20 protein-coding genes and 1 pseudogene are annotated in these 21,808 nt (G+C 74.6%); 7 read left to right on the top strand and 14 right to left on the bottom strand.

The window, feature by feature from the left end:
• The first annotated feature begins 28 nt into the window (after nt 1-28).
• The 3 genes from ABZ780_RS03745 to ABZ780_RS03735 are packed head-to-tail and all read left to right on the top strand — an operon-like array spanning nt 29 to nt 3,457.
• A complete protein-coding gene (locus tag ABZ780_RS03745) occupies nt 29-850 on the top strand; it encodes an ABC transporter ATP-binding protein (protein ID WP_357483865.1) in 822 nt (273 codons plus the stop codon).
• Entirely contained in the window at nt 847-2,907 is a 2,061-nt protein-coding gene (locus ABZ780_RS03740) for a penicillin acylase family protein (RefSeq protein WP_357483862.1), read from the top strand. The genes ABZ780_RS03745 and ABZ780_RS03740 overlap by 4 nt, the downstream gene beginning before the upstream one ends.
• A complete protein-coding gene (locus ABZ780_RS03735; RefSeq protein ID WP_357483859.1) occupies nt 2,897-3,457 on the top strand; it encodes a GNAT family N-acetyltransferase in 561 nt (186 codons plus the stop codon). The genes ABZ780_RS03740 and ABZ780_RS03735 overlap by 11 nt, the downstream gene beginning before the upstream one ends.
• Nucleotides 3,458-3,535: 78 nt before the next feature.
• On the opposite strand, the gene ABZ780_RS03730 is transcribed toward ABZ780_RS03735, so the two are convergent.
• The 4 genes from ABZ780_RS03730 to ABZ780_RS03715 all read right to left on the bottom strand — a co-directional run bounded on the left by ABZ780_RS03730 (nt 3,536) and on the right by ABZ780_RS03715 (nt 6,853).
• Complete coding sequence (locus ABZ780_RS03730; RefSeq protein ID WP_357483856.1) at nt 3,536-4,144, bottom strand: bifunctional 4-hydroxy-2-oxoglutarate aldolase/2-dehydro-3-deoxy-phosphogluconate aldolase; 609 nt, start codon at nt 4,142-4,144, stop codon at nt 3,536-3,538.
• Nucleotides 4,141-4,884, bottom strand: a complete 744-nt coding sequence (locus ABZ780_RS03725; RefSeq protein WP_357483853.1) for an IclR family transcriptional regulator — start codon at nt 4,882-4,884, stop codon at nt 4,141-4,143. Before ABZ780_RS03725 ends, ABZ780_RS03730 begins: the two co-directional genes overlap by 4 nt.
• Before the next feature lie 3 nt (nt 4,885-4,887).
• The gene (locus tag ABZ780_RS03720) at nt 4,888-5,904 is read right to left on the bottom strand and encodes a sugar kinase (protein ID WP_357483850.1); all 1,017 of its coding nucleotides are present in this window, start codon (nt 5,902-5,904) and stop codon (nt 4,888-4,890) included.
• 94 nt (nt 5,905-5,998) lie between these two features.
• Nucleotides 5,999-6,853 (bottom strand): S1 family peptidase, encoded by an 855-nt coding sequence (locus tag ABZ780_RS03715; RefSeq protein WP_357483848.1) that lies wholly within the window; start codon nt 6,851-6,853, stop codon nt 5,999-6,001.
• A 149-nt stretch (nt 6,854-7,002) separates the two neighbouring features.
• Between ABZ780_RS03715 and ABZ780_RS03710 the strand changes: the two genes are divergently transcribed.
• Nucleotides 7,003-8,172 (top strand): low temperature requirement protein A, encoded by a 1,170-nt coding sequence (locus tag ABZ780_RS03710; protein ID WP_357483845.1) that lies wholly within the window; start codon nt 7,003-7,005, stop codon nt 8,170-8,172.
• A 9-nt stretch (nt 8,173-8,181) separates the two neighbouring features.
• On the opposite strand, the gene ABZ780_RS03705 is transcribed toward ABZ780_RS03710, so the two are convergent.
• The gene (locus ABZ780_RS03705) at nt 8,182-8,754 is read right to left on the bottom strand and encodes a nucleosidase (RefSeq protein WP_357000254.1); all 573 of its coding nucleotides are present in this window, start codon (nt 8,752-8,754) and stop codon (nt 8,182-8,184) included.
• Nucleotides 8,755-8,906: 152 nt separating this feature from the next.
• Between ABZ780_RS03705 and ABZ780_RS03700 the strand changes: the two genes are divergently transcribed.
• Nucleotides 8,907-9,338, top strand: a complete 432-nt coding sequence (locus ABZ780_RS03700) for a Rieske (2Fe-2S) protein (protein ID WP_357000252.1) — start codon at nt 8,907-8,909, stop codon at nt 9,336-9,338.
• Between the two features lie 18 nt (nt 9,339-9,356).
• Here the strand turns inward: ABZ780_RS03700 and ABZ780_RS03695 are convergent, their stop codons facing one another.
• From ABZ780_RS03695 to ABZ780_RS03660, 8 genes are all read right to left on the bottom strand, one after another.
• Nucleotides 9,357-12,137: an Hsp70 family protein gene (locus tag ABZ780_RS03695; RefSeq protein ID WP_357483842.1), complete on the bottom strand. Its 2,781-nt coding sequence runs from the start codon at nt 12,135-12,137 to the stop codon at nt 9,357-9,359.
• A 224-nt stretch (nt 12,138-12,361) separates the two neighbouring features.
• The gene (locus tag ABZ780_RS03690) at nt 12,362-13,075 is read right to left on the bottom strand and encodes a dihydrofolate reductase family protein (protein ID WP_357483839.1); all 714 of its coding nucleotides are present in this window, start codon (nt 13,073-13,075) and stop codon (nt 12,362-12,364) included.
• Nucleotides 13,072-13,755: a GTP cyclohydrolase II gene (ribA, locus tag ABZ780_RS03685; RefSeq protein WP_357483837.1), complete on the bottom strand. Its 684-nt coding sequence runs from the start codon at nt 13,753-13,755 to the stop codon at nt 13,072-13,074. The genes ABZ780_RS03690 and ribA overlap by 4 nt, the downstream gene beginning before the upstream one ends.
• A 59-nt stretch (nt 13,756-13,814) precedes the next feature.
• The gene (locus tag ABZ780_RS03680; RefSeq protein ID WP_357484074.1) at nt 13,815-14,753 is read right to left on the bottom strand and encodes a lysylphosphatidylglycerol synthase transmembrane domain-containing protein; all 939 of its coding nucleotides are present in this window, start codon (nt 14,751-14,753) and stop codon (nt 13,815-13,817) included.
• A gap of 64 nt (nt 14,754-14,817) precedes the next feature.
• Entirely contained in the window at nt 14,818-15,642 is an 825-nt protein-coding gene (locus ABZ780_RS03675; RefSeq protein WP_357483834.1) for a class I SAM-dependent methyltransferase, read from the bottom strand.
• On the bottom strand, nt 15,639-16,664 hold the full coding sequence (locus tag ABZ780_RS03670) for a glycosyltransferase family 4 protein (RefSeq protein ID WP_357484071.1): 1,026 nt from the start codon (nt 16,662-16,664) through the stop codon (nt 15,639-15,641). Before ABZ780_RS03670 ends, ABZ780_RS03675 begins: the two co-directional genes overlap by 4 nt.
• A 62-nt stretch (nt 16,665-16,726) precedes the next feature.
• Complete coding sequence (locus ABZ780_RS03665) at nt 16,727-17,125, bottom strand: 6-carboxytetrahydropterin synthase (RefSeq protein ID WP_357000240.1); 399 nt, start codon at nt 17,123-17,125, stop codon at nt 16,727-16,729.
• 2 nt (nt 17,126-17,127) lie between these two features.
• Nucleotides 17,128-18,111, bottom strand: coding sequence for a dehydrogenase (locus tag ABZ780_RS03660; protein WP_357483831.1), 984 nt, complete (start codon nt 18,109-18,111; stop codon nt 17,128-17,130).
• Nucleotides 18,112-18,228: 117 nt separating this feature from the next.
• Here ABZ780_RS03660 and ABZ780_RS03655 point away from each other — a divergent pair.
• Nucleotides 18,229-18,882, top strand: a pseudogene (locus ABZ780_RS03655) (CDP-alcohol phosphatidyltransferase family protein); the annotation flags it as partial.
• 266 nt (nt 18,883-19,148) lie between these two features.
• Nucleotides 19,149-20,870, top strand: coding sequence for a sulfatase-like hydrolase/transferase (locus ABZ780_RS03650; protein WP_357483828.1), 1,722 nt, complete (start codon nt 19,149-19,151; stop codon nt 20,868-20,870).
• A 52-nt stretch (nt 20,871-20,922) separates the two neighbouring features.
• On the opposite strand, the gene ABZ780_RS03645 is transcribed toward ABZ780_RS03650, so the two are convergent.
• Nucleotides 20,923-21,744 carry an NAD(P)-dependent oxidoreductase gene (locus tag ABZ780_RS03645; RefSeq protein ID WP_357000231.1) on the bottom strand — a complete coding sequence of 274 codons (822 nt, stop codon included), beginning with the start codon at nt 21,742-21,744 and terminating at the stop codon, nt 20,923-20,925.
• Between the last annotated feature and the right edge of the window lie 64 nt (nt 21,745-21,808).

Raw genomic sequence — 21,808 nt, 5'->3', positions numbered from 1 at the left:
CACCCGCGACGCCCTCGAAGGAGCACCCATGCACGGCAGTTCCCGGCTCGGTGGCACCGGGCTGACTCTCGCCTACGACCGGCGCACCATCGCCGAGGACCTGACGGTGGCGGTGCCCGACCGGTCGTTCACGGTGATCATCGGCCCGAACGCCTGCGGCAAGTCGACGCTGCTGCGCGCCCTGTCGCGGATGCTGCGCCCGAGTGCCGGCACGGTGCTGCTGGACGGTCGGGACATCCACGACCTGCCGGCCCGGAAGGTGGCCCGTACCCTCGGTCTGCTGCCGCAGTCGTCGATCGCGCCGGACGGCATCAGCGTCGCCGAGTTGGTCGCCCGGGGCCGCTACCCGCATCAGGGGCTGCTGCGGCAGTGGTCGCGCGAGGACGAACGGATCGTCGAGGAGTCGATGGGCGCCACCGGCGTCGCCGACCTCGCCGACCGGCCCGTCGACGAGCTGTCCGGCGGGCAGCGGCAGCGGGTCTGGATCGCCATGGCGCTGGCCCAGCAGACCCCGTTGCTGCTGCTCGACGAGCCGACCACGTACCTCGACATCGCCCACCAGATCGAGATCCTGGACCTCTGCGCCCGGCTGCACGAGGAGCAGGGGCGCACGCTGGTCGCGGTGCTGCACGACCTGAACCACGCGGCCCGCTACGCCACCCATCTGATCGCGATGCGCGACGGACGGGTGGTGGCCTCCGGCGAGCCGGCCTCGGTGGTGACCGCCGACCTCGTGGGCGAGGTGTTCGGGCTGCCCTGTCGGGTGATCGACGACCCGGAGACCGGCACCCCGCTGGTCGTCCCCGCCGCCCGCCGCCGGGTCGCCTCGACGGTGCCGGAGCTGGCGTGAGCGAACGGGCCGGGCGGTTCCGCGACCGGTGGGGTGTGCCGCACCTGCGCGCCGACGACCCGCTCGCCCTCGCGGCGGCGCAGGGCCGGGTGACCGCGTACGACCGGGCGTGGCAGCTCGAGGTGGAACGGCACCGGGCGCAGGGCACCAGCGCCGCGTTCCTCGGCGTCGACGCGCTCGGCTGGGACCGCTTCGCCCGGCAGGTCCGGCTCGCCGACACCGCCCGCCGCTGTCACGCCGCGCTCGACGCGGCGACCGCCGAGTGGGTGGGCGCGTACGTCGACGGGGTCAACGCCGGTCTCGCCGCCGGGGCCGAGCGGACACCGGAGTTCGCCGCGACCGGGCTGACCCCGGGCCGCTGGGAGCCGTGGACGCCGCTCGCGGTGTGGCTGGGCCACCACATCCTGTTCGCCGGGTTCCCCGGCAAGCTCTGGCGCGAACACGTCGCACACCAGCTCGGCCCGGCCGCCGTCGACCTGTTCGCCACCGACGGGCCGGCCGTCGCCGGCAGCAACGGCTGGCTGCTCGCCAGCGGGCGCACCGGCACGGGCGCCGCGCTGCTCGCCGGCGACCCGCACCGCTTCATCGAGGACCCGGGCGTCTACCAGCAGATCCGGATGGCCTGCCCGGAGTACGACGTGGTGGGGCTGGCCGTGCCGGGCGTGCCGGGCATCGCGCACTTCGGGCACACCGGCACGGTGGCGTGGGCGATCACCAACGCGATGGCCGACTACCAGGACCTCTACGCCGAGCGGCTGCGCCGGCACGGGACGCGGGTGCAGGCGCTCGGCCCGGACGGCTGGCGGGAGGTCCACCACCACGTCGAGACGATCGAGGTGGCCGGGGCCGACCCGGTACGCGTCGAGGTGGTGGAGACCGACCGGGGTCCGCTGATCGTCGGCGGGCCGGACGACCCGACGGGCATCAGCCTGCGCTATCCGCCCCGGGTCCGCGCCGAGTTGGGCTTCGCCGTCCTGCCGGCGCTGCTGCGCGCCCGCACCGTGTCCGATGTGGACCGGGCGGTGAAGCGCTGGGTGGAGCCGGTCAACGTGGTGCTGGCGGCGGACACGGCGGGCGGGCTGCTGCACCGGGTCGCCGGTGCCGTTCCGGTACGGCATCCGGACAACGGCCGACGGGTGGTCCCGGCCTGGGAGGCGGCACACGCCTGGCGCGGCTGGCACGCTCCGATGCCCCGCGCCGAGGTGACCGGCCGGGCGGTGATGGCCAACGAGCGCGGGTTGGCGGCGCCGCTCGGGGTGGAGTTCGCCCCACCGCACCGGGCGCACCGGCTCGCCGAACTGCTCGACGCCGGGCAGAGCTGGACGGCCGACCAGATGGCCACGGTGCACACCGACACGTACCTGGGCTCGGCCGGCCCGCTGCTGGCTGTGCTGCGGGACCTGAGCGGGCTCGGCCCGGCCGCCGCCGCGCTGCGCGAACGGCTGCTGCGCTGGGACCGGCGGATGAGCGCCGACAGCACCGACGCCGCGGATTTCGCCGCGCTGCGGGCCGCCGTCGTCCGCCGGTTCGCCGCCCATCCGGCCCTGGCCGCGCTGGCCGATCCGCCCGCGTACCCCGAGCTGTTCGCACCCTGGCTGGCGCTGACGCCGCGGGTGGGTTACGCGCTGGAGCACCTGCTCGGCACCACCGCGCTGCCCGGCGTGGACGCGGCGGCGCTGGTCCGGGCGGCGGCCGAGGAGGTCGCGGGCGCGACGGACGGGCCGGCGCCCTGGGGGGACCTGCACCGGCTGGCGCCGTGGCGGGCGTTGCCCGACCCGGCGGCCGTGCCCGGCCCCCGGCTGGACGGCGACCACGACTGCGTGCTGGCGACGTCCAGCGTGCCCGGGGTGACCCACTGGTGCTTCCGGGGGCCGGCAGCGCGTTTCGTGTGGGACCTGGCCCGACGCGAGGACAGCCGCTGGGTCGTCCCGCTGGGTGCCAGCGGGGTGCCCGGCGACCCGCACCACGACGACCAGAGCCCCGCCTGGCTGGCTGGCGACCTGCTGCCGGTGACCACGGACTGGACCCAACTCAGCGAGGAGCCAGATGAGCACTGACGGGCAGCACTTCCGGCAGGACGTCGCCGGGTTCGGGGTGGTCACCATCCGGCCGGTGCGGCCGGACGAGGACGCCGACCTGCTGCACGGCTGGGTCACCCAGGAACGCGCCCGGTTCTGGGGGATGCTCGACGCGAGCCGCGAGCGGGTGCACGAGATCTACGCGTACCTCGACTCGCTGGACACCCACCACGCGTACCTGGTGCACCGCGACGGTGTGCCGGCGGCGCTGGCGCAGACCTACCAGCCCGCGGCCGACCCGGTCGGCGAGTGCTACGAGGTACGCCCCGGCGACATCGGCGTCCACCTGCTGATCGGGCCGCCCGTCGCGGTCGAGCCCGGCTTCACCGGCGCGCTGTTCGGCGCGATCCTCGACTTCGTCCTGGCCGACCCGACGCGGCTGCGGGTCGTGATGGAGCCGGACGCCCGCAACGACCGGATGACCGAGCGCCTGCTGCGCACCGGATTCCAGGCCGGCCCACTGATCGACCTGCCGAACAAACGCGCCCGGCTGTTCTTCCTCAACCGACCGGCGACCACCCCCCGCTGACCCCACCCCGTCGATCTTGCACTTATGGTCGCCGATCTGTCCCGATTGGCAGCTTTCGACGGGGCAGTACGTGCAAGATCAGCGCGGATGTGTCGCCAGCTTGGCCAACTGGTCGAGCTGGGTCGGGTCGGACAGGGCCGAACCGACGGCTGCCACCCGTACGCCTGCTTCGAGGAACGCGGCGGCGTTGCTGGCGTCGAGGCCGCCGGTGGCGACGAAGCGCAACTGTGGCAGCGGGCCGGCGACGGCCTTGAACCAGGCCGGGCCGAGCGAGATGGCAGGGAACGCCTTGAGCCAGGTGAGGCCGTGCCGCAGCGCCTGCTGCGCCTCGGTCGGCGTGGCCACGCCGGGCAGGTGCGGCAGGCCACGCGCGGCGGCGGCGTCGACGACCGTGAGGTCGAGGCCGGGCGCGACGGTGAACGCGGCACCCGCGTCCGCCGCCGCCGCGACCTGGTCGACGTCGAGCACGGTGCCGGCGCCGACGATCCGGCCTCGCGCGCGGCCCGCCTCGACGGCGGCGCGCAGCGCCGGCACCGCGTCGGGCGTGGCCACCGGGACCTCCACCACGTCGATGCCGAGATCCCAGGCGCGCTCGGCGAGCCGGACGGTCTCGGCGACCGGGAGGCCGCGCAGGATCGCCATCACCCGGGCACCGCCGAAGATGTGGTCGAAATCCGTCGTGGTCATGGTGCACTCCATCCGAGGTCGCGGGAGATCTGCTGGGTGGTGGCCAGCAGCCGGGGCAGCAGGCGGCGCAGGTCGGCGAGGGTGGCGACCACCGTCGGCGCGGTCACAGACACCGCCGCGATGACCGACCCGTCGGCCTGCCGCACGGGTGCCGCCACGCAGGTGATCAGCGTTTCGAACTCGCCGTCGTCGGCGGCCCAGCCTTGCTCCGCGACGGTCGCCAGCTCCGCGCGCAGGGCGGCCGGGTCACAGATGGTGGCCGGCGTGTACGCCCGCAGCTCGGCACCCTCGACCAGCCGGGTCAGCCAGGACTTCGGGCCGTACGCGAGCACCACCTTGCCCACCCCGCTGGCGTGCAGTGGCGCGGTGCGACCGATCCGGGAGTACATCCGCACCTGACCACGGGCCTCGATCTTGTCCACGTAGACGAGGTCGTCGTCGACGAGTTGGGCCAGGTGGATGGTGTGCCCGCAGTCGCGCCCGAGCGCCGCCAGATGCGGGCGGGCCACCGCGCGCACGTCCAGGGAGTCCAGTGCCTGCTGGGCGAGATCGATCAACCGCAGCCCGACCGCCCAGCCACCGTCGCTGCGGCGCGCGAATCCACCCGCCTCCAGGGTCTGCAACAGGCGCAGCGCGGTGGACTTGTGCACTCCCAGGTCCGCGGCCACAGCCCCGAGTGGGGCCGGCTCACGCGCCAGCAGTTCGAGCACGCGCATCGCCCGGTCGACGCCCTCGGACACGCCTCAGCCCTCCGCCCGCGCGCCGGTCAGGTCCGGTGGTGACCAGGGGTCGCCGAGCAGCCGCTCGAACCACGACCACGGCGGCACCGGGGCGTTGTCGCCGCTGCTGCCCAGCGCCTGCGCGGCGACCAGGTGACCGAGGCGCAGCCGGCCGACGGGATCGAGGCCGCGCAGCACCCCGGCCAGGTAGCCGGCGGCGAACGCGTCCCCTGCGCCGACCGGCTCCACCACCGCCACGCGGGGCGCCGGGACGAAGACCGGCTCGGCGTCGCGGAACAGGGCCGTGGCGCCCACCGCGCCGTCCTTGACGACCACCGTCCGCGGCCCGGGCAGCAGCCGGCGTACGGCCAGCGGGTCTGCCGTGCCCCACAGAGCGTCGGCCTCGTCCTGACCGACGAAGACGAGGTCGCTGCGGTCGGCGAGGTCCCGCAGCACCGGCGCGGCCCGTTCGGCCGGCCAGAGCCGCGCCCGGTGGTTGACGTCGAAGCTGACCAGCGCGCCCGGCAGCGGCCGGTCGGTGACCGCGTGGGTGACCAGCGCCCGGCACGAGTCGGAGAGCGCCGGGGTGATGCCGGACAGGTGCAGCACCGCCGCACCGATCAGCCGAGGGTCGGCCAGCGCGTCGGCGTCCATCCGGGAGGCCGCCGAGCCGGCCCGGTAGTAGTGCACGGTGGTGGCCGTGGCACCGGGGTCCTTGACGTACAGGCCGGTGGGGGCGGTCGGATCCACAGTCACCAGGTCGACGTCGACGCCATCAGCGGCGACATGCCGCACGACGGCCCGGCCGAAGGGGTCGTCGCCGACCCGGCTCACCCAGGCCGCACGGTGCCCCAGCCGGGCCAGGTAGCCGGCCACGTTGGACTCCGCGCCGCCGACCGAGAGGGCGACCCGCTCGGCGTGCTCCAGCGGCTCGCCGGGGGCGGGGCAGAGCACGACCATGGTCTCCCCCACCGTGACCACCTCGGCCGGCGGTGAGCCGGCCGGGGAGGCCGCGTCGTCGGGTCGGGGCTCGGTCGGCATGGGGGCACACGTCCTCGCGGAGGGGGTCCGGGGTGCCGCCGAGCCTAGGCCCGTTGCGCTGCCTGAGCAACCGTTGCGCTGAGCGCAACGGCGGTCAGGGCAGCGTCAGCCCGTACGCGGCCAGCACCTCCCCGATCGGCTGGTAGTAGGAGACGCCGCCGGAGGTGCAGTTGCCACTGCCACCGGAGAGGATGCCGAGGATGACGCCGGTCGACGCCACGTAGAGGGGCCCGCCGCTGTCACCCGGCTCGGCGCAGATGTTCGTCCTGATCAGACCGGAGACACTGTTGCCGCCGCCGTAGTTGACGGTCTGGTTGAGGCCGGTGACCGTGCCGCACCGCACTCCCGTGGTCACACCGCTGCGGCACACCGCCTGACCCACGTACGCGCTGCCGTGGCTGTTGATGGTCAGCAGCCCCGGATAGGTGTAGACCGCGCTCGGGTGGGCGATCCGGCCGGTGTAGCGGATCAGCCCGTAGTCGTTGCCGGGATAGCTGGTGGCGGTGCGGGTGCCGAGCACGGTGGTCTGCGCGCTGTCGGCGTACCAGGCGCTGACGGCAGTGGTGCAGTGCCCGGCGGTGACCACGTAGTAGGTGCTGCCGCTGCGCACGTTGGCGCCCAGCGAGCACCGGGCGCCACCGCCGTAGATGCCCTGCCCGGCGGCGATCAGGGTGCGCAGCGTGCCGGGCTCCCGGCGCAGCAGGGCGCCGGCCCGGTCGGCGACCGCCCGCAGCGTCGCCACCTCGGCGGGGGCCACGGTGTCGTCGACGGTGAGGGTCATCCGGCCGGTGGCCGGGTCGAGGCCCCAGGCGGTGCCCGCCGTGCGGACCCCGGCCAGCACGGCGGCCGGGTCGGCGGTGACCCGGTCGGGCACGGCGGCCTGCGCGGCGCCGGGCGCGACGAGCAGGAGGGCGGTCAGGACCAGAGCGACGAGCGGGGAGCGACGCATCCGAACCTCCGAATATGATCGAAATGTGTGGATGCATGAAGCATCGCCCGGTAGCCGTGGCCAGGGCAACACCGGGCCGACCGGAATCGTTGATCCCCGGACGGGCCGCACCGGTGCCGCTGATAATTCCGGAGACACGGGAGGCCGGCATGACCACCGGAGACACCGCGGCGCTGGTCCGCGACCAGGATGGGTCGACCCGGGCCACCCTGTTGGAGCTGCTCTTCGACGTGGTCTTCGTGGCGGCGCTCGCGATGGTGTCGCGGCTCGTCGCCGAGCACGACGGCTGGCCCGGTGTCGCGTCGGTGCTGCTGATGCTGACGGCGATCTGGTGGACCTGGGCGGTCACCACCACCACCACCGAGTTCTACGACCCGCAGCAAGGCCCCATCCAGGCCATCCTCATGGTGGCCATGGTCGGGTCGGTGGGCATGGCGGCCGCCCTGCCCAGCCAGTACGGGCTCATCTTCGCGCTCTCGTACGTCGCCACGCACGTGGTGCGCGGCATCATCCTGATCACCACGCTGTCCCGGCATCGGCACCGGGCGGCCACCGCCCGCGCCGCACGATTCCTGTTCTGGTTCCTGGTGTCCGGCGTCTTCTGGATCGGCGGGGGGATCAGCGGCACGGTGAAATGGCAGCTCTGGACCGTCGCGATGGCCATCGACCTGACCGCCGCCGCGCTGCGCTACCCCACCCCCCGTCTGGGCCGCGTGCCGCTGCAGCAGTACAAGGGGACGACCGAGCACCTGGGCGAGCGCTACCAGCAGTTCGTCATCCTGGCCCTCGGCGACATCATCCTGATGCCCGTCCTACAGGTCGGCCGGAGCGGTTTCGATCACCTCCCGGCTGGTGCCCTGCTCTGCGCGTTCGCCACCATGCTGCTGCTCTGGCACATCTACGTCTTCCGGGCCGGGCAGTTGCTGGAGGCCGGCATCACGGGGCGACGCGCCGCCCGGATCGCCCCGTACACCCATCTGGTGATGCTGGTCGGCGTGGTCGTCACGGCGTCCGCCTTCCACCTGGTCGTCGAACACCCGGTCGGAACGACACCTGTGCGGTTACTGGTACTGATCATCGGTGGCCCGATGCTGTTCGTGCTCGGCCGCGCCCTCTTCGCGCTGGTCGTGGCCGGCCACGTGCCGTGGTGGCGGGCAGGGTGGCAGCTCCTGCCCCTGCTGGCGCTGCCGTGGGCCGGCGGCTGGCCACCGCTGCTGGTCAGCGTGGTCGTGGCCCTCGCGCTCGCCGGCCACGTGATGATCCCCCCGGAGCAACGCGATACCAGGCCGGGGGCGTTGGCGCCCGGGGCCGGCACCTGACCGCACCGGTCAGGCGAGGTGTCGACCGGCCCACTCGGCGAGGTCCCGGGCGCACGCGTCCACCGACTCTCGCCAGGTCCGGGCCGCACCCTCGCCCGCCTCGTCACTGACCTGCTTGATCAGCCGGCACGGCACACCGGCCTGCGCGGCGGCCCACGCGATCGCGTACCCCTCCATGTCGACCAGGTCGGCGCGCTGCGCCAACCGGTCCCGCGCGTCGTCGTCGGCCACGAACGTGTCGCCGGTGGCCAGCACCGCCCCCTCGGCGGCCAGCGCCAGCGGCGCCCCGTAGGTCTCACCGGTGAGCGTGCGCAGCAGGGCCGTGTCCAGGTCGTGCTGGAGCACGGAGGCGACCTCGTGGATGCCCGCCCAGCCGGGGCGCAGCGCCCCGGCCGTACCCAGGTTGAGCAGCAGGCTGGGGCGCGGCCCGGCGGCCAGCACCGCCGCGACCGCGCTGGCGGCGTTCACCTTGCCCATCCCGGTGAGCAGCACCGGCAGCTCGGGCGGCAGGTAGCGGGCCTCCTCCCCCACGGCGAGCACCACCAGCGGACGATCGGCGCGGACCGTACCCCGAAGAATCATCGGAGCATCGTACGGGCCGCCGCTGGGAGCCGCTCCGCACCCAGCCAACGTCCAGGTTCGTCGCATCGCGCGTCCAGCCGGGTGGGGCAGGCTGGTCCGGCGAGCACGGGACGCCGCCGGCGGTCCGGGCCGCGACGAAAGAGGTGACGACGGTGTACGACGGGCAGGAGTTCCTCCGCGACAAGCGCTGGTGCCTGAGCAGGCGGGCGCTGCTGACCGGGGCCGGCGCGATCGGCGCGGCCGGAGTGCTGAGCGCCTGCGGCGCCGATGACAGTCCCTCCGCTCCGGCGGCCGCCGAGCCCGGCAGCGTGCTGGCCAGCACCGGCGACGTGCCGGTCGGCGGCGGCACGATCGTCGGCGGGGTGCTGGTCGTGCAGCCCGAGGCCGGCACCTTCACGGCGTACGACGCGACCTGCCCGCACCAGGGCGTGCGGGTCGGCGCTCCCCGCGACGGGGTGATCACCTGCCCGGCGCACAACTCGACCTTCGCGGTCAGCGACGGCGCCCGCCTCGGTGGCCCCGCCACGCGAGGGCTCACCGAGATCCCCGTTCGGGTCGACGGGACGAGCATCGTCCGCGCCTGACCGTTGCGGGGCAGCGCGTCAGGCGTCGGTGAAGCGGTACAGCACGAAGTCCTTGTCCGCACCGCAGGCGATCACCCGGGTGTTCCAGGAGCAGGACGCGCTGCGGACGTCCCGCAGCTCGCCCAGCTCGTCGAACTCACCCGACCCGGCCCACACGCCGGCCACGCTGCGGTTGTCCGCCACCATGCTCGGCGCCTCGGCGAAGACCAGCAGGTTCCCCGCGTCCAGCCGGGCTGCCACGCCGGGGCGGTCGCGCAGCGCCAGCGGCTTGCCGGCGGCGTCGAAGAGGGTGACCGTCGGCTTCGGGTACTCCCGCTGGGTGAGCACGTGCTCGCCCAGCGGCACCAGGCCGGTCGTGCCGGGCGCCGACCAGCGGACCGGGGTCTCGCCCTCGGCAGCCGCCACCACCTCGGTACGCTCGGCGTCGCTGCTCTGCGTCTGCATCAGGCACGCCCGCCGTTCGCCGCAGGCCACCAGCCCCTTCGGCCGATGCTGGTCGTTCCCGGCCCGGTAGAGGACCACCGGGGCGGCATCGGAGCCCAGGTCGTACGCCAGCAGCTGGAACCCACCCTCGTTGGCGGCCACGAAGAGCCGGTCCTCGTGCGCCACCACCAGGTCGTCGAGGTCGGCGACGTTGCCCCACTCCCGCAGTACGGCGCCGGAGGCCATGTCGAGCAGTCGCGCCGAGCGGTCCGCGCCGATCTGTACGAGCCGCCGCCCCTTGCCGGCCCACGGGTCGCGAGGTGTGCCGTCGAGGAAGGCCGGCCCGCCGGCGGCCTTGTCGCTGCCCACCGGCCGGACGACGGTGCGGAATCCGCCGCCTTGGTCGCGGGGGTTGGGCCTGTTCCACTTCTCGGTGCCGTCGCCCATGCGCAGACCAACCAACTGGCCGGCGGCGCGGTCCACCACCACCGCCATGTCGTCGGAGAAGTAGACGTCGTCGTCACCGCGAATCGACCGGTGCCAGCGCTGCGCGCCCGAGCGGCCGTCGAGGACGGCCAGCGCGCGCGGCGTGCTGCTGCCCGAAGCGTTGGCGAGGACCGCGACCGCCCCCGGGACGGCGACCAGCCCCGTCCAACTGTCGGCGGTCACGCCGGTCGGCTTGCGCCACAACTGGTCGCCGGTGCCGGTGTCGACGGCGACCACCTCCAGCCGGTTGTCCGGCAGCGGGTACCCGAGGTAGGCCCGGTCGCCGAGCACCGCCGTCCACATGCCGCGCGGGCGCTCGGCGCCGGCCTGGTGCCGCGCCACCTCACGCAGCGACCCGAACTCCAGATCCGGATAGCGGTCCCGGGTCAGGTAGAGCGTCGCCGCCGTGGCCACCCCGGCCAGGGCGAGCACCGCGCCGAGCACCACCCAGCGGGCCCTCCGCCAGGACGTCGCGGCGGGCGGCGGGGTCGGCGGGGTCGCGCCCGATCCACCGACCAGGGTTCGGGGTACGCCCGCCGGCCCCGGCACGGTCGCCGCCGGCCAGCCCGGCCCAGGTTGCGACGGTACGGTCGGCGCGGTGGGCACGGGTGACGACGGCACGGCCACCGCGGGCGGACTCACCGGCGACGGCACGGGCGACCCCGGCGGGGCCATGTGCGGCGCTGGCGGGGCGGCGTGCGGCGCTGGCGGGGCGGCGGGCGGTCCCGCGTACGCCGGTGCGGGCAGCTGACGACGCAGCGGCAGGTCCGTCAGCGCGCCCTCGGCCACCGGCAGCTCCGGCTGGTCGAGCACCGTCGGCGCCACCCCCAGCTCGGCGTGCAGCAGCCGGGCCACCAGCGGGATCCGCGACGAGCCACCGACGAGGAACAGCCCGGCGAGCTGGTCGGGGCTGAGCCCGGCGGCGCCGATCACCTCCCGTGCCCGGTCCACCGCGCGGCGCAGCAGTGGCGTGGCCACCCGCTCGACGTCCGCCCGGGTCAGCTGCACCGCCTCGGCCACCCCGGGCACCGCGACCGGCGCCACCGTGGACCGGGACAACGTCTCCTTCGCGCCCCGGACCTCGTCCCACAGTCGGACCTGGTCGCGGCGCTGCTCCGGGCCTGACGGCCCGACCAGCCGGGCCCACTGCGCGGCGTGCCGCTGGCCGAGCAGCTCACCGACCCGCCGCACCAGCGCCGCGTCGAGATCCAGGCCACCCAGGTCGGGCAGGCCGCCATCGGCGATCACGCTGAAGCCCGAGTCGCCCCACGGGTCGGCGCCCTCGTTGCGCAGCACCGCGACGTCGAGCGTCCCGCCGCCGAAGTCGAACACCGCGATCGCGCCGCCGACCGGCACCGGTCGGTGCAGCACCTGCGCGTAGTAGCGGGCGGCGGCCACCGGCTCGCGCAGCAACCGGGTGCCCGGCGGCGTCGGCCCGGCGAGCGTGTGCTCGGCGGCCTGCGGCCAACCGGCTTGCAGCAGCGCGTCGGCGAGCACCTGCCGCCGCGTCTCGTCCCAGGCCGCCGGGCAGGTGAGCACGGCCGGAGGCAGGAAGCCGACCGTGTTGACCGCGGCCCGTCCGACCGCCGCCAGCACGGCGGCGAGCAGTTCGGCCGGGAGGTACGAGCGGTCACCGAGCAGCACGGCCGGCTCGTCCACCCGGCGCTTCGGGTTCGGCTCGAACCGGGCCGGATCGGCCTGCGCCAGCCGTCGGGCGTCCCAGCCGGCGTGCAGGGTGCCCTCCGGATCGGCGTACACGCCGGACGGGCTGACCGGCTGACCGTCCATCAGCAGTGGACGGGTCCGCCCGTCGGGCCAGCGCAGCACCGCGACCGTGTTGGACGTACCGAGGTCGACGCCGAGGGCGAAACCCTCGTGCTGGCCTGCCATGTGCCCGATACCTCCGCCGCGACGAGGAAACCCAGCCCCGCATGGTACGCAGCCGACACCGGTGTCCTGATCACACGGTGCGACAGGCACTTCTCGGCCGCCCACGGCCCGGTTCCGCGTTTGAGGGCGATGTCGCTGAGACATATTGATGTCTCAGCGACATCACGCTTACGCCAGGGCTGCCCGTCGGGCCGGGCACTGTCGGGCCTGCTGCCCCGATCGGGTCAACCGTCGGTGTCGGTGAACCGGTCGGAGAGGGCGTAGCGCAGCAGCACCACGTCGCCGATCTGGCGGGCCTCGGCCAGTCGGGCGCGACGACCCGGATTCCAGGGAAAGCGCCCCTCGCCGACGAACCGGGGCGCCCGGCCGTCACCGACGAAGAACGGGGCGACCACCAGGTGCAGTTCGTCGGCGAGACCCGCGGTGAGGAACTGGGCGTGCACCGTCCCGCCGCCCTCCACCATCAGCCGGCGCACACCCCGACCTGCCAGATCGGCCAGGATCCACGCCGGCTCGACCGGCTCACCCGCGTCCACCACTGTCGCCAGCCGGCCGAGCCGTTCCGTGGCCTTCTCCACCGCGCCGGTGGCGCAGTAGACGAGCCGGGCCGGGTCGCCGGCGGTGAAGAACCGGGCGGTCGGGTCGAGGTCGCCCCGGGCTGTCAGGGTCACCTTGGTCGGCGTGGCGGGTCGGCCGCACGCCAACCGCTCGGCCCGACGCGCCGCGGAGCGCACCAGCAGCCGGGGATCGTCGCGGCGGACCGTCGCGGCGCCGACCAGGATCGCGTCACAGGACGCACGGACCGCGTCGACGCGGTCCAGGTCGTCCTCGTTGGACAGCAGCAACCGCTGGTCGGAGGCGTCGTCGATGTACCCGTCGATGGAGGCGGCGCAGCTCAGCAGCACGTACGGCCGTGGTGGCGCCGGGCGGCAGCTCACCGGGAGACGGACCGGTCAGGGGTCCGGCCCGCCCGCGCCTCCGCCGCCTCGGTCTCGGCCGCCTTCGCCGCCTTCGCCGCCAGGTAGTCGGCGTTGGCCGGGGAGAGGAAGACGCCGGTGGGGACGCGCTCGGTGACCGCGACACCCAGCCGGGTCAGCTGCTCTTCCTTGTCGGGGTTGTTGCTGAGCAGCCGGATGCGCGGCACGCCGAGGGTGGCGAGCATCTGCGCGGCGGCGCTGTAGTCCCGTTCGTCCTCGCCCCGGCCGAGCGCGACGTTGGCCTGGTAGGTGTCCAGTCCGGCGTCCTGCAGGGCGTACGCGTCGAGCTTGGCGTAGAGGCCGATGCCCCGGCCCTCCTGCCGCATGTACAGCAGGAAACCGCCGGTGTCGGCGATCCGCTGCACCGCCTCGCGCAACTGCGGCCCGCAGTCGCAGCGCTGGCTGCCGAACACGTCACCGGTCAGGCACTCGCTGTGCGGGCGGACCAGCGGCGGCTCACCACCGGCGGCGAGCCGGTCCAGCGCGCCGGTCCAGTCACCGAGGCCGAGGGCGAGGTGTTCCCGACCGTCCACCAGTCCCTTGAACGAGAACACGCGGACGGTCGTGGCGTAGCCGTCGGGGAACGCCAGAGGCACCGTGACCTGGGTTCGGATCGTGGCGACCGGGAGTGCTTCGAGCATGGGACTCCTTTGTCCGGCGCCACCGTCCCACGGCGACGCGTAACCGTCTCACCAACGGTTCAACCGCCGCCACCGGCGGCGGCTTCCCGAACGGTGGTGGGATTGCGGGCGCGGCGGGCGAGTAGCACGGCGGCGCCGGGCAGGCTGGCGACCAGAACCAGGGCACCGTAGACAGTGGCGGTGGCGACGCCCTCGGCGGCGGTGAGCCCGGCCGCGCCGAACGCCCAGGCGGCCACTCCCTCGCGCGGGCCGAAGCCGGCGACGTTCAGCGGCAGGCCCATGGCGAGCAGGGCGAGCAGGGTCAGCGGCAGCAGCCGCGACAGCGGGGCGTCCGACCCGGCGGTACGTGCCGCCACCAGGAAGGTCGCCAGGTGGCCGGCGACCATGACGGCGGAGGCGATCAGCACACCGAGCCAGGTCCGCCGGGACAACAGCCCGGACCGCACGTCCGCGACGGCCGTCCGCATCCCCCGGGCCCACCGGGACCGGCCGGTCCGGGGCAGGACCCGCGCCAGCAGTACGGCGACCAACCCGCCCGCCAGCAGCAACGCGGCGGCGGCCGGCAGGTAGGGCCGCACCGGGGACGGGAACGCGGCGAGGACCACCAGCGCGACGCCCACCAGGACCACCTGGCCTGCGGCACGTTCCCAGACCACCGCGCGGATGCCCCGGCTCACGTCGCCGGCGTCGCGGCCGTGCCGCACCGCCCGGTGGACGTCGCCGAGCACCCCGCCGGGCAGCGTGGCGTTGAGGAACACCGCTCGGTAGCAGTGCGCCACCGCGGTCACCAGCGGCAGCCGCACCCCGAGGCCGTCGGCGACGAGACTCCACCGCCACGCCGCGCAGACCGTCGTGAGGACACCGATGAGCAGCGCCGCGGTCAGTGCCGGCGCGTCGATCAGCCGCACCCCGGCCAGGAACGGACCGCTGCCCACCTGCCACAGCAGGACGGCGAGCAGACCCACCCCGCCGACCACTCGTGCCCAGGCCCACACCATCGGCGCCGGTCCTCCCTGAAGATCGTCCACTTGCCCTAGTGCACGTACCCAGGGTGCCGGCGGTTCATCCGCCCGCGAGGAGATCCCGGTGCTCGACCAGCACGGCGAGCCGGCCGGCGGCCGCGTCGGCCAGCCGGCGCTCGGCGTACGACCGCGCCGGGTCGGCCAGTTCCGGGCGCTGCTCGCAGGCGGCGCCCAGCCAGCCGCGGAACCACTCGGCGGCCAGGCCGGCCTGCTCCGGGCCGAGCCGCCACGGGGTGAGCCGCTCCCGCACGTCCACGCCCCGGCGGGTGAACGCGGCGGCGGTGGCCGTCACCGCGTCCGGGCCGAGCAGCCGACGGCCGTCGACGGTACGCCGCTGGTGGTCGTTGAACGCGTCCTGCACGGCGGCGTCCAACGGGTCGGCCGGGGTGAACCGGACCCGCCCGGTCACCGAGACGGCGAACAGGGTCGGGCAGCCGGCACCGACGCAGGCGTCCACCACCCGCTCGACCTCCTCGGTGGTCAGCATGTCCAGCAGCGCGGACGCGGTGACCAGCGCGCCGTCGGCCAGGTCGGCGGCGGTCAGCCGGGTGAGGTCACCGCATCGGGTGTCCACGGTGACCTGAGCACCGTCGGCGGCGGCCACCCCGGCCATGCCCTCCGCCGCCCGGGCCAGCAGGTCCGGGTCCCGGTCGTACAGCACCCAGTGCTGCGGGCCGGGCAGTCGGGTCGCCAGCCAGCGGCTCATCGAGCCGGTGCCGCTGCCCAGGTCGTGGACGATGATCGGGGCGGCACCGGTCAGCCGGGGCCGGACCGCGTCCACCAGGTCCTGCGCGCGGGCGGAGGCGTCGGCCGGCTCACGCAGCCGCAGCCAGTCGGCGAACGGCAAGGTCTCCTCGACGGTCAACGTGCCACCTCCCGCAGTACGGCGGCCAGCGACGCGACGGTCACCGACCAGTCGGTCAGGGTGTCGCGGCGGGCGAGGGCCGCACGCCGCAACCGGGCCCGCAACGCGTCGTCGCCCAACCACCAGCTCAGCGCGCCGGCCAGGGCGGCCGAATCGTCCGACGGGACCAGCAGCCCCGGCAGCTCACCGCCGGGCGTACGGCCGAGCGCCTCCGGCAACCCGCCCACCCGGGTGGCCAGCACCGGCAGGCCCCGGGCCAGCGCCTCGGTGACAACCATGCCGTACGTCTCGCCTCGGGACGGCAGCACGAGCAGGTCGGCGGCGGCGTACGCGCCGTCCAGCGCCTCGCCGGTCAACGGGCCGGCGAACGACACCCGATCAATCAGGCCGGCACCCGCGAGCCGCTCGCGCAGCCGGTGCGCCAGCTCGGGTTCCCGGGTGAGCGTGCCGGCGCAGACCAGTGTCCACGGCACGTCGGCCAGGACCGTCAGGGCGTCGACCAGCACGTCGTGCCCCTTGTGGTGGGTGACAGCCGCGACGCAGAGCAACCGGTCGCCGGCGGCGGAACCACTGTTGACCGGTGCGGGAGTCACCCCCGGCGGCGCGACGTGGACCCGGCTGGCGGTGAGCGGGTGACGGGCGAGCAGCCGGCGGCGGGTCCACTCGCTGGTGGTCACCACGGCACGGGCGGTGGCCAGCGCGCGGGCCTCGGCCTCGTCGTCGAGCGGCATGTGCACCAGGACGACCAGGCGCAGCCGCTCGGCGTGCGGGCTGAGCAGGTCCGGCACGGTCGAGGCGATCAGGCCGTCGAGCAGCACCACCGCGTCGTCCGGCGTGGCGGCGAGCAGCCGGGCCAGCGCCGTCCAGGCGGCCGCATCGGGGTGCGGCCACGCACCGGGCAGCTGGTGCTCGCGCACTGTCCAGCCCTGCTCGCCGAGGCCCGCGCAGACCCGCCGGTCGTAGGTGTTGCCGCCGCTGGGCGTGCCCGGGTCGTCGATGTCGCCGGGCAGGACCACGTGCACCACGCGGCCGTCGGCGTCGGCGTCGGCCGCGGGCCGATCGTGCGACGCCCGGCCGGCACCCGTCACAGCGACCGTTCGTAGCTGGCCCAGGCGACGTGTGACTCGTGCAGGGTGACGGTGATGCCGGCCAGGTCGCGTGCCCCGTCGCCCAGCGCACCGGCGTGGACCCGCTCGGCCAGCCGGTCGGCGACCGTACGCGCCAGCACCTCGGTGGTGGTGTTCACCCCGGCGAACGCCGGCTCGTCGTCGAGGTTGCGGTAGGACAGCTCACCGACCACCGCCCGCAGCTGCTCGGTGGCCAGGCCGATGTCGACCACGATGCCGTCGGCGTCCAGGTCGGGCCGGCGGAACGTCGCGTCCACCACGAACGTCGCGCCGTGCAGGCGCTGGGCCGGGCCGAAGACCTCGCCCCGGAAACTGTGGGCGATCATCATGTGATCTCGAACGGTCACGCTGAACACGGTCACTCCCCGTCGTCGTAGGTGATGAGGTGGCAGAGCGCGGGCAGGTCGCCCGTGCTCAGTCGGGCGAGTACGTCGGGCAGTTCCCCGAACCGGGACGCGCCGGTGATCAGCGCGTCGAAGGCCGGATCGTCGAGCAGGTCCAGGGCCAGGGCCAGCCGATCGCTGTAGCTGCGCCGGCCCCGCCGGGCGGGTGCGACCATGCCGACCTGGCTGCTGCGCACGGTCAGCCGTCCGGAGTGGAAGGCCCCGCCCAGCGACACCTGCACCGGGCGGTCCCCGTACCAGCTCAGCTCGACCACGGTGCCCTCGGGCGCGAGCAGGTCCAGCGAGCGTTGCAGCCCGGCGGCGGTGGCGCTGGCGTGCACCACCAGGTCCCGGTCGCCGGCCGCGTCGTCCGGCTGGGCGAACCCGACACCGAGAGCGCCGGCCACCCCGGCCCGACGGGCGTCGGTGTCGACCAGTTCGACGTGCACGCCGGGGAACCGGGCCAGCAGCGCCGCGACGCAGCAACCCACCATGCCCGCGCCGACCACGGTGACCCGGTCGCCGACCAGCGGCGCGGCGTCCCACAGCGCGTTCACGGCGGTCTCCACGGTGCCGGCGAGCACCGCGCGGGCGGGCGGCACGTCATCCGGCACCGGCACCACGGCGCTGGCCGGCACGACGTACGCGCTCTGGTGCGGGTGCAGGCAGAACACGGTCCGCCCGAGCAACTCCGGCGGGCCCTGCTCGACCACGCCGACGCTGAGGTAGCCGTACTTCACCGGGCCGGGGAAGTCGCCCTCCTGGAACGGGGCGCGCATCGAGGCGTACTGGTCGGGGGGCACCCGGCCGGCGAAGACCAGCGTCTCGGTGCCCCGGCTGACCCCGGAGTAGCGCGCCCGCACGAGCACCTCGTCGGGCCCCGGCTCGGGCAGCGACAGCGGCCGGATCTCCGCCGCGCCGGGCTCGCGCACCCAGCAGGCGTACGCCTCGCGGATCACCGTCGCGCACCTCACCTTCGCTGCGGGCCGAACCGAACGGCCACATTTTCCGTGTTCCCTGTCGGGGTCGTCGATCATAAACACGGAGGTACGGTGCCCACAGTTCGAAGTGGTCCGATGATCGGGCTGAGCGCCCAACTGGTCGTGCTGGCGGCGTTGGCCGCCACCGTGGGTCTGACCTGGGCCGGCTGGCTGGTCGGGGTCGGCTACGCGACGGTCACCTGCCTCGCGCTGAGCAGGGGTCTGCGCCGGGCCGGCGCGTCAGGTCTCGGCCCGGCCGACCGGGTGACGCTGACCCGGGCCGTCCTGGTCGGCGCGGTCACCGCGCTGGTGGTGGACTCGTTCTCCCGGCCCACGCCGGTGGGGCTGCTGGTCACGGTGACGGCGGTGGCCCTGCTGCTGGACGCGGTGGACGGCCAGGTCGCGCGGCGGACCGGCACGGTCAGCGCGCTCGGCGCCCGCTTCGACATGGAGGTCGACGCGTTCCTCATCCTGGTGCTCAGCGTGTACGTCGCCCCGGCCGCCGGTAGTTGGGTGCTGGCCATCGGCCTGATGCGGTACGCGTTCGTCGCGGCGAGCGCGGCGCTGCCCTGGCTGGGTGGGTCGCTGCCGCCGCGCCTGTGGCGCAAGGTGGTGGCCGCAGCACAGGGGGTGCTGCTGGCGGTCGCCGCGGCGGGGGTGCTGCCGCAGCCGTGGACCACGCTGGTGCTGGTGGCGGCCCTGGCGCTGCTGGTCGAGTCGTTCGGCAGGGACGTGGCCTGGCTGTGGCGACGCCGCCCGATGCCTCACCGGCGACTGTCGGCACCCGCCCGACTCGCCACGCCGGTCACCTCGACGCTGGCTCCCGCGCCGGCCGCACGGCGGGTCGCCGCGCAGACCGCGACCACGCCACCCGTCCGGGCACCCGGCCACACGCCGGTGGCGCCACCCCTGCTGCCGACCGGTGGGCAGACACCGCTCATCGTGCTGCCGCTGTTGCCGGTGCGGGCGATGGCTGCCCGCTCGGGCGGGACCGTCCACTCCGACTGGAGGCGGTAATGACCCTTCCCGCCCGGCTGCGCCGGCTGGCCGGCCCGCGTGCGGGGGCGGCGGACGACGCGCGTACCCCAGCGGTGTCGTCGGTGCCGCGACGCCGGACGCGGCGGGCGCTCGGTGCGGCGCTGGCGGTCCTGCTGGTGTACGGCGTGCTGGTCGGCCCGGACCGGCTCAGCGAGCTGACCCCCGGCGCGTTTCTGCGCATCCCGCTGGAGGGGCTGCTCATCGCCGCGCTGCTGCTGGCGTTGCCGGCGCGGCCCCGGCGGGTGGTGGTGGCCGTCGTCGGGCCGCTGCTCGGTCTGCTGGCCGTCGTGAAGCTCGCCGACCTGGGCTTCCGCACGGCTCTGGACCGCCCGTTCGACCTGGTGCTGGACTGGCTGCTGCTCGATGACGCGTTCGGTTTCGTCCGGGACTCGGCCGGCCGGGCCGGCGCCCTCGGCGCGGCGGTCGGCGTCGTGCTGCTGATCGGCGTGCTGTTGCTGGGGGTGACCGTGGCGCTGCGGCGGTTCGCGGCGCTGCTGGTGGGCCACGAGCGGGCGGCGACGCGGGTGGTGGCCGCGCTGACCGTCGCCTGGGTGGCGTGCGCCGTGGTCGGGGTGCGGATCGTCCCCGGCGTGCCGGTGGCCGACGCCGGTGTCACAGCGCTCGTCGGCGCGCACGCCGCCCAGGTGGACGACCGGCTGCGCGACAGTGGGCGGTTCACCGCGAAGATCGGCAGCGACCCGTTCCGGGAGGTACCGGGTGAGCAACTGCTGACCGGGCTGCGCGGCAAGGACGTCATCCTCGCGTTCGTGGAGAGCTACGGGCGTGACGCGGTGGAGAACCCGGCGCTGGCGCCACAGGTCAACGCGGTGCTGGACGCCGGGACCGAAACGCTGCGCTCAGCCGGGTACGGCAGCCGCAGCGGCTTTCTCACCTCCCCCACGTTCGGCGGCGGCAGCTGGTTGGCGCACGACACCCTGCTGTCCGGGCTGTGGACGGACAACGAGCAGCGGCACCGCGCCCTGCTGTCCAGCGATCGGCTGACCCTCAACGGCGCGTTCCGTCGGGCCGGCTGGCAGACCGTCGGGGTGCTGCCGGCAGCCACCCAGCCGTGGCCGGAGCAGGGCTTCTTCTCCTACGATCGCTATTACGACGCCGAGGCGCTCGGCTACCGCGGTCCGAATTTCAGTTACGCCCCGATGCCCGACCAGTACACGCTGTCGTTCTTCCAGCGGCAGGTCCGCGCGAGGGCGGACCGTCCGATCATGGCGCAGATCCCGCTGATCTCCAGCCACTCGCCGTGGACGGCGGTGCCTCAGATGATCGGCTGGGACGAGGTGGGCGACGGTTCGATCTACCACGGTGACGCCGCCGCGGCCGACGACGGCGAGACCGACGAGCGGGACACCGGGCGGGCTCGCGCGGGCTACCGGCAGGCCATCGCCTACTCGCTTCGGACGCTGATCTCGTACGTGCAGACGTACGGGGACGACGACCTGGTGCTCGTGTTTCTCGGTGACCACCAGCCCTCCCCGGTGGTGACCGGCGAAGGTGCGAGCCGGGACGTGCCGATCACCATCGTCGCCCGGGACCGGGGCGTGCTGGACCGGGTGGCGGGCTGGGGCTGGCAGGACGGGTTGCGGCCCGGTCCGCAGGCTCCGGTGTGGCCGATGGACACCTTCCGCGACCGTTTCCTGACCACGTTCGGGACGGCGCCGCCGCCGCTGGCCGCACCGCGCTGACCGGGCCGGACGCGCCGTGGCACGCAGGGCCACGGCGCGCACATCGGCGCGTTCAGGACGGCGAAGGAGGTGCCATGACGTGCCGCAGGGAGTATTCCGGGCTGGTGTAGGCGCCGCCCTGGAATGCGGTGGCGTCCGAGGGCGCCTCCGAGCCGGGTACCCGCGCGGCGTACCGCTCGGCGTCGTCCACCGGCAGGTATCCGAGTTGCGCTCCGGCAGCGGTGTCCCAGAAGGCGCGGGTGTTTGCCGAGACGGCGTAGGCGGTCACGAAGTGCACGTCCGGCACCGTGATGGCCGCGCGGATGAAGCCCACACCGTCGCGCGGGCTCAACCACGTTGCCAGATAGCGGGCCTCGGTCGGCTCGTCCTCGAAGCTGCCGATGCGCAGGCACACCACCGAGAGTCCGAACTTGTCGGCGTAGAGCCGGCCGAGTGCTTCGACGGCGACCTTGCTCACCCCGTAGAAACCGTCAGGCCGTACGGGTGTGTCCGGGTCGACGACCTGCCCCACCGGGTAGAACCCGGTGACGCGGTTGCTGCTGGCCAGGACGACCCGCCGCACCCCGTGCCGGCGGGCCGCCTCCAGCACGTGGTAGGTGCCCAGCACGTTGCTGTCGAGGAGGTCGGCGAACGGCGCCTCGTCCGCAAGGCCGGCCAGATGCACCACGGCGTCCGCACCCTCCAACGCGTCCACCACCGCGTCGAGGTCCGTCAGATCCAGTTGGATCGCCCGCTCTGTCGGTGCGGTCGGCCGCACGGGGACCCGGTCGACAAGCACGAGCTGCGTGACCTCGCCGCGCAGGTGTTCGCGAACTGTCGAACCGATGCGCCCGGCGGCGCCCGTGACGATGACAGTGCCCAGTTGTACGACCATCCGCCAATTGTGGTCGGATGCACCGACAGAACCGTCGATGTGCCGTGGGTGCGGGCGCTGTGTC

The sequence above is a fragment of the Micromonospora sp. NPDC047467 genome (assembly GCF_040643095.1).
In the GTDB taxonomy this organism is placed as follows: domain Bacteria; phylum Actinomycetota; class Actinomycetes; order Mycobacteriales; family Micromonosporaceae; genus Micromonospora.
The sequence above is the reverse complement of the archived record's forward strand: the minus strand, read 5'-3'. Positions and strand labels throughout refer to the sequence as shown.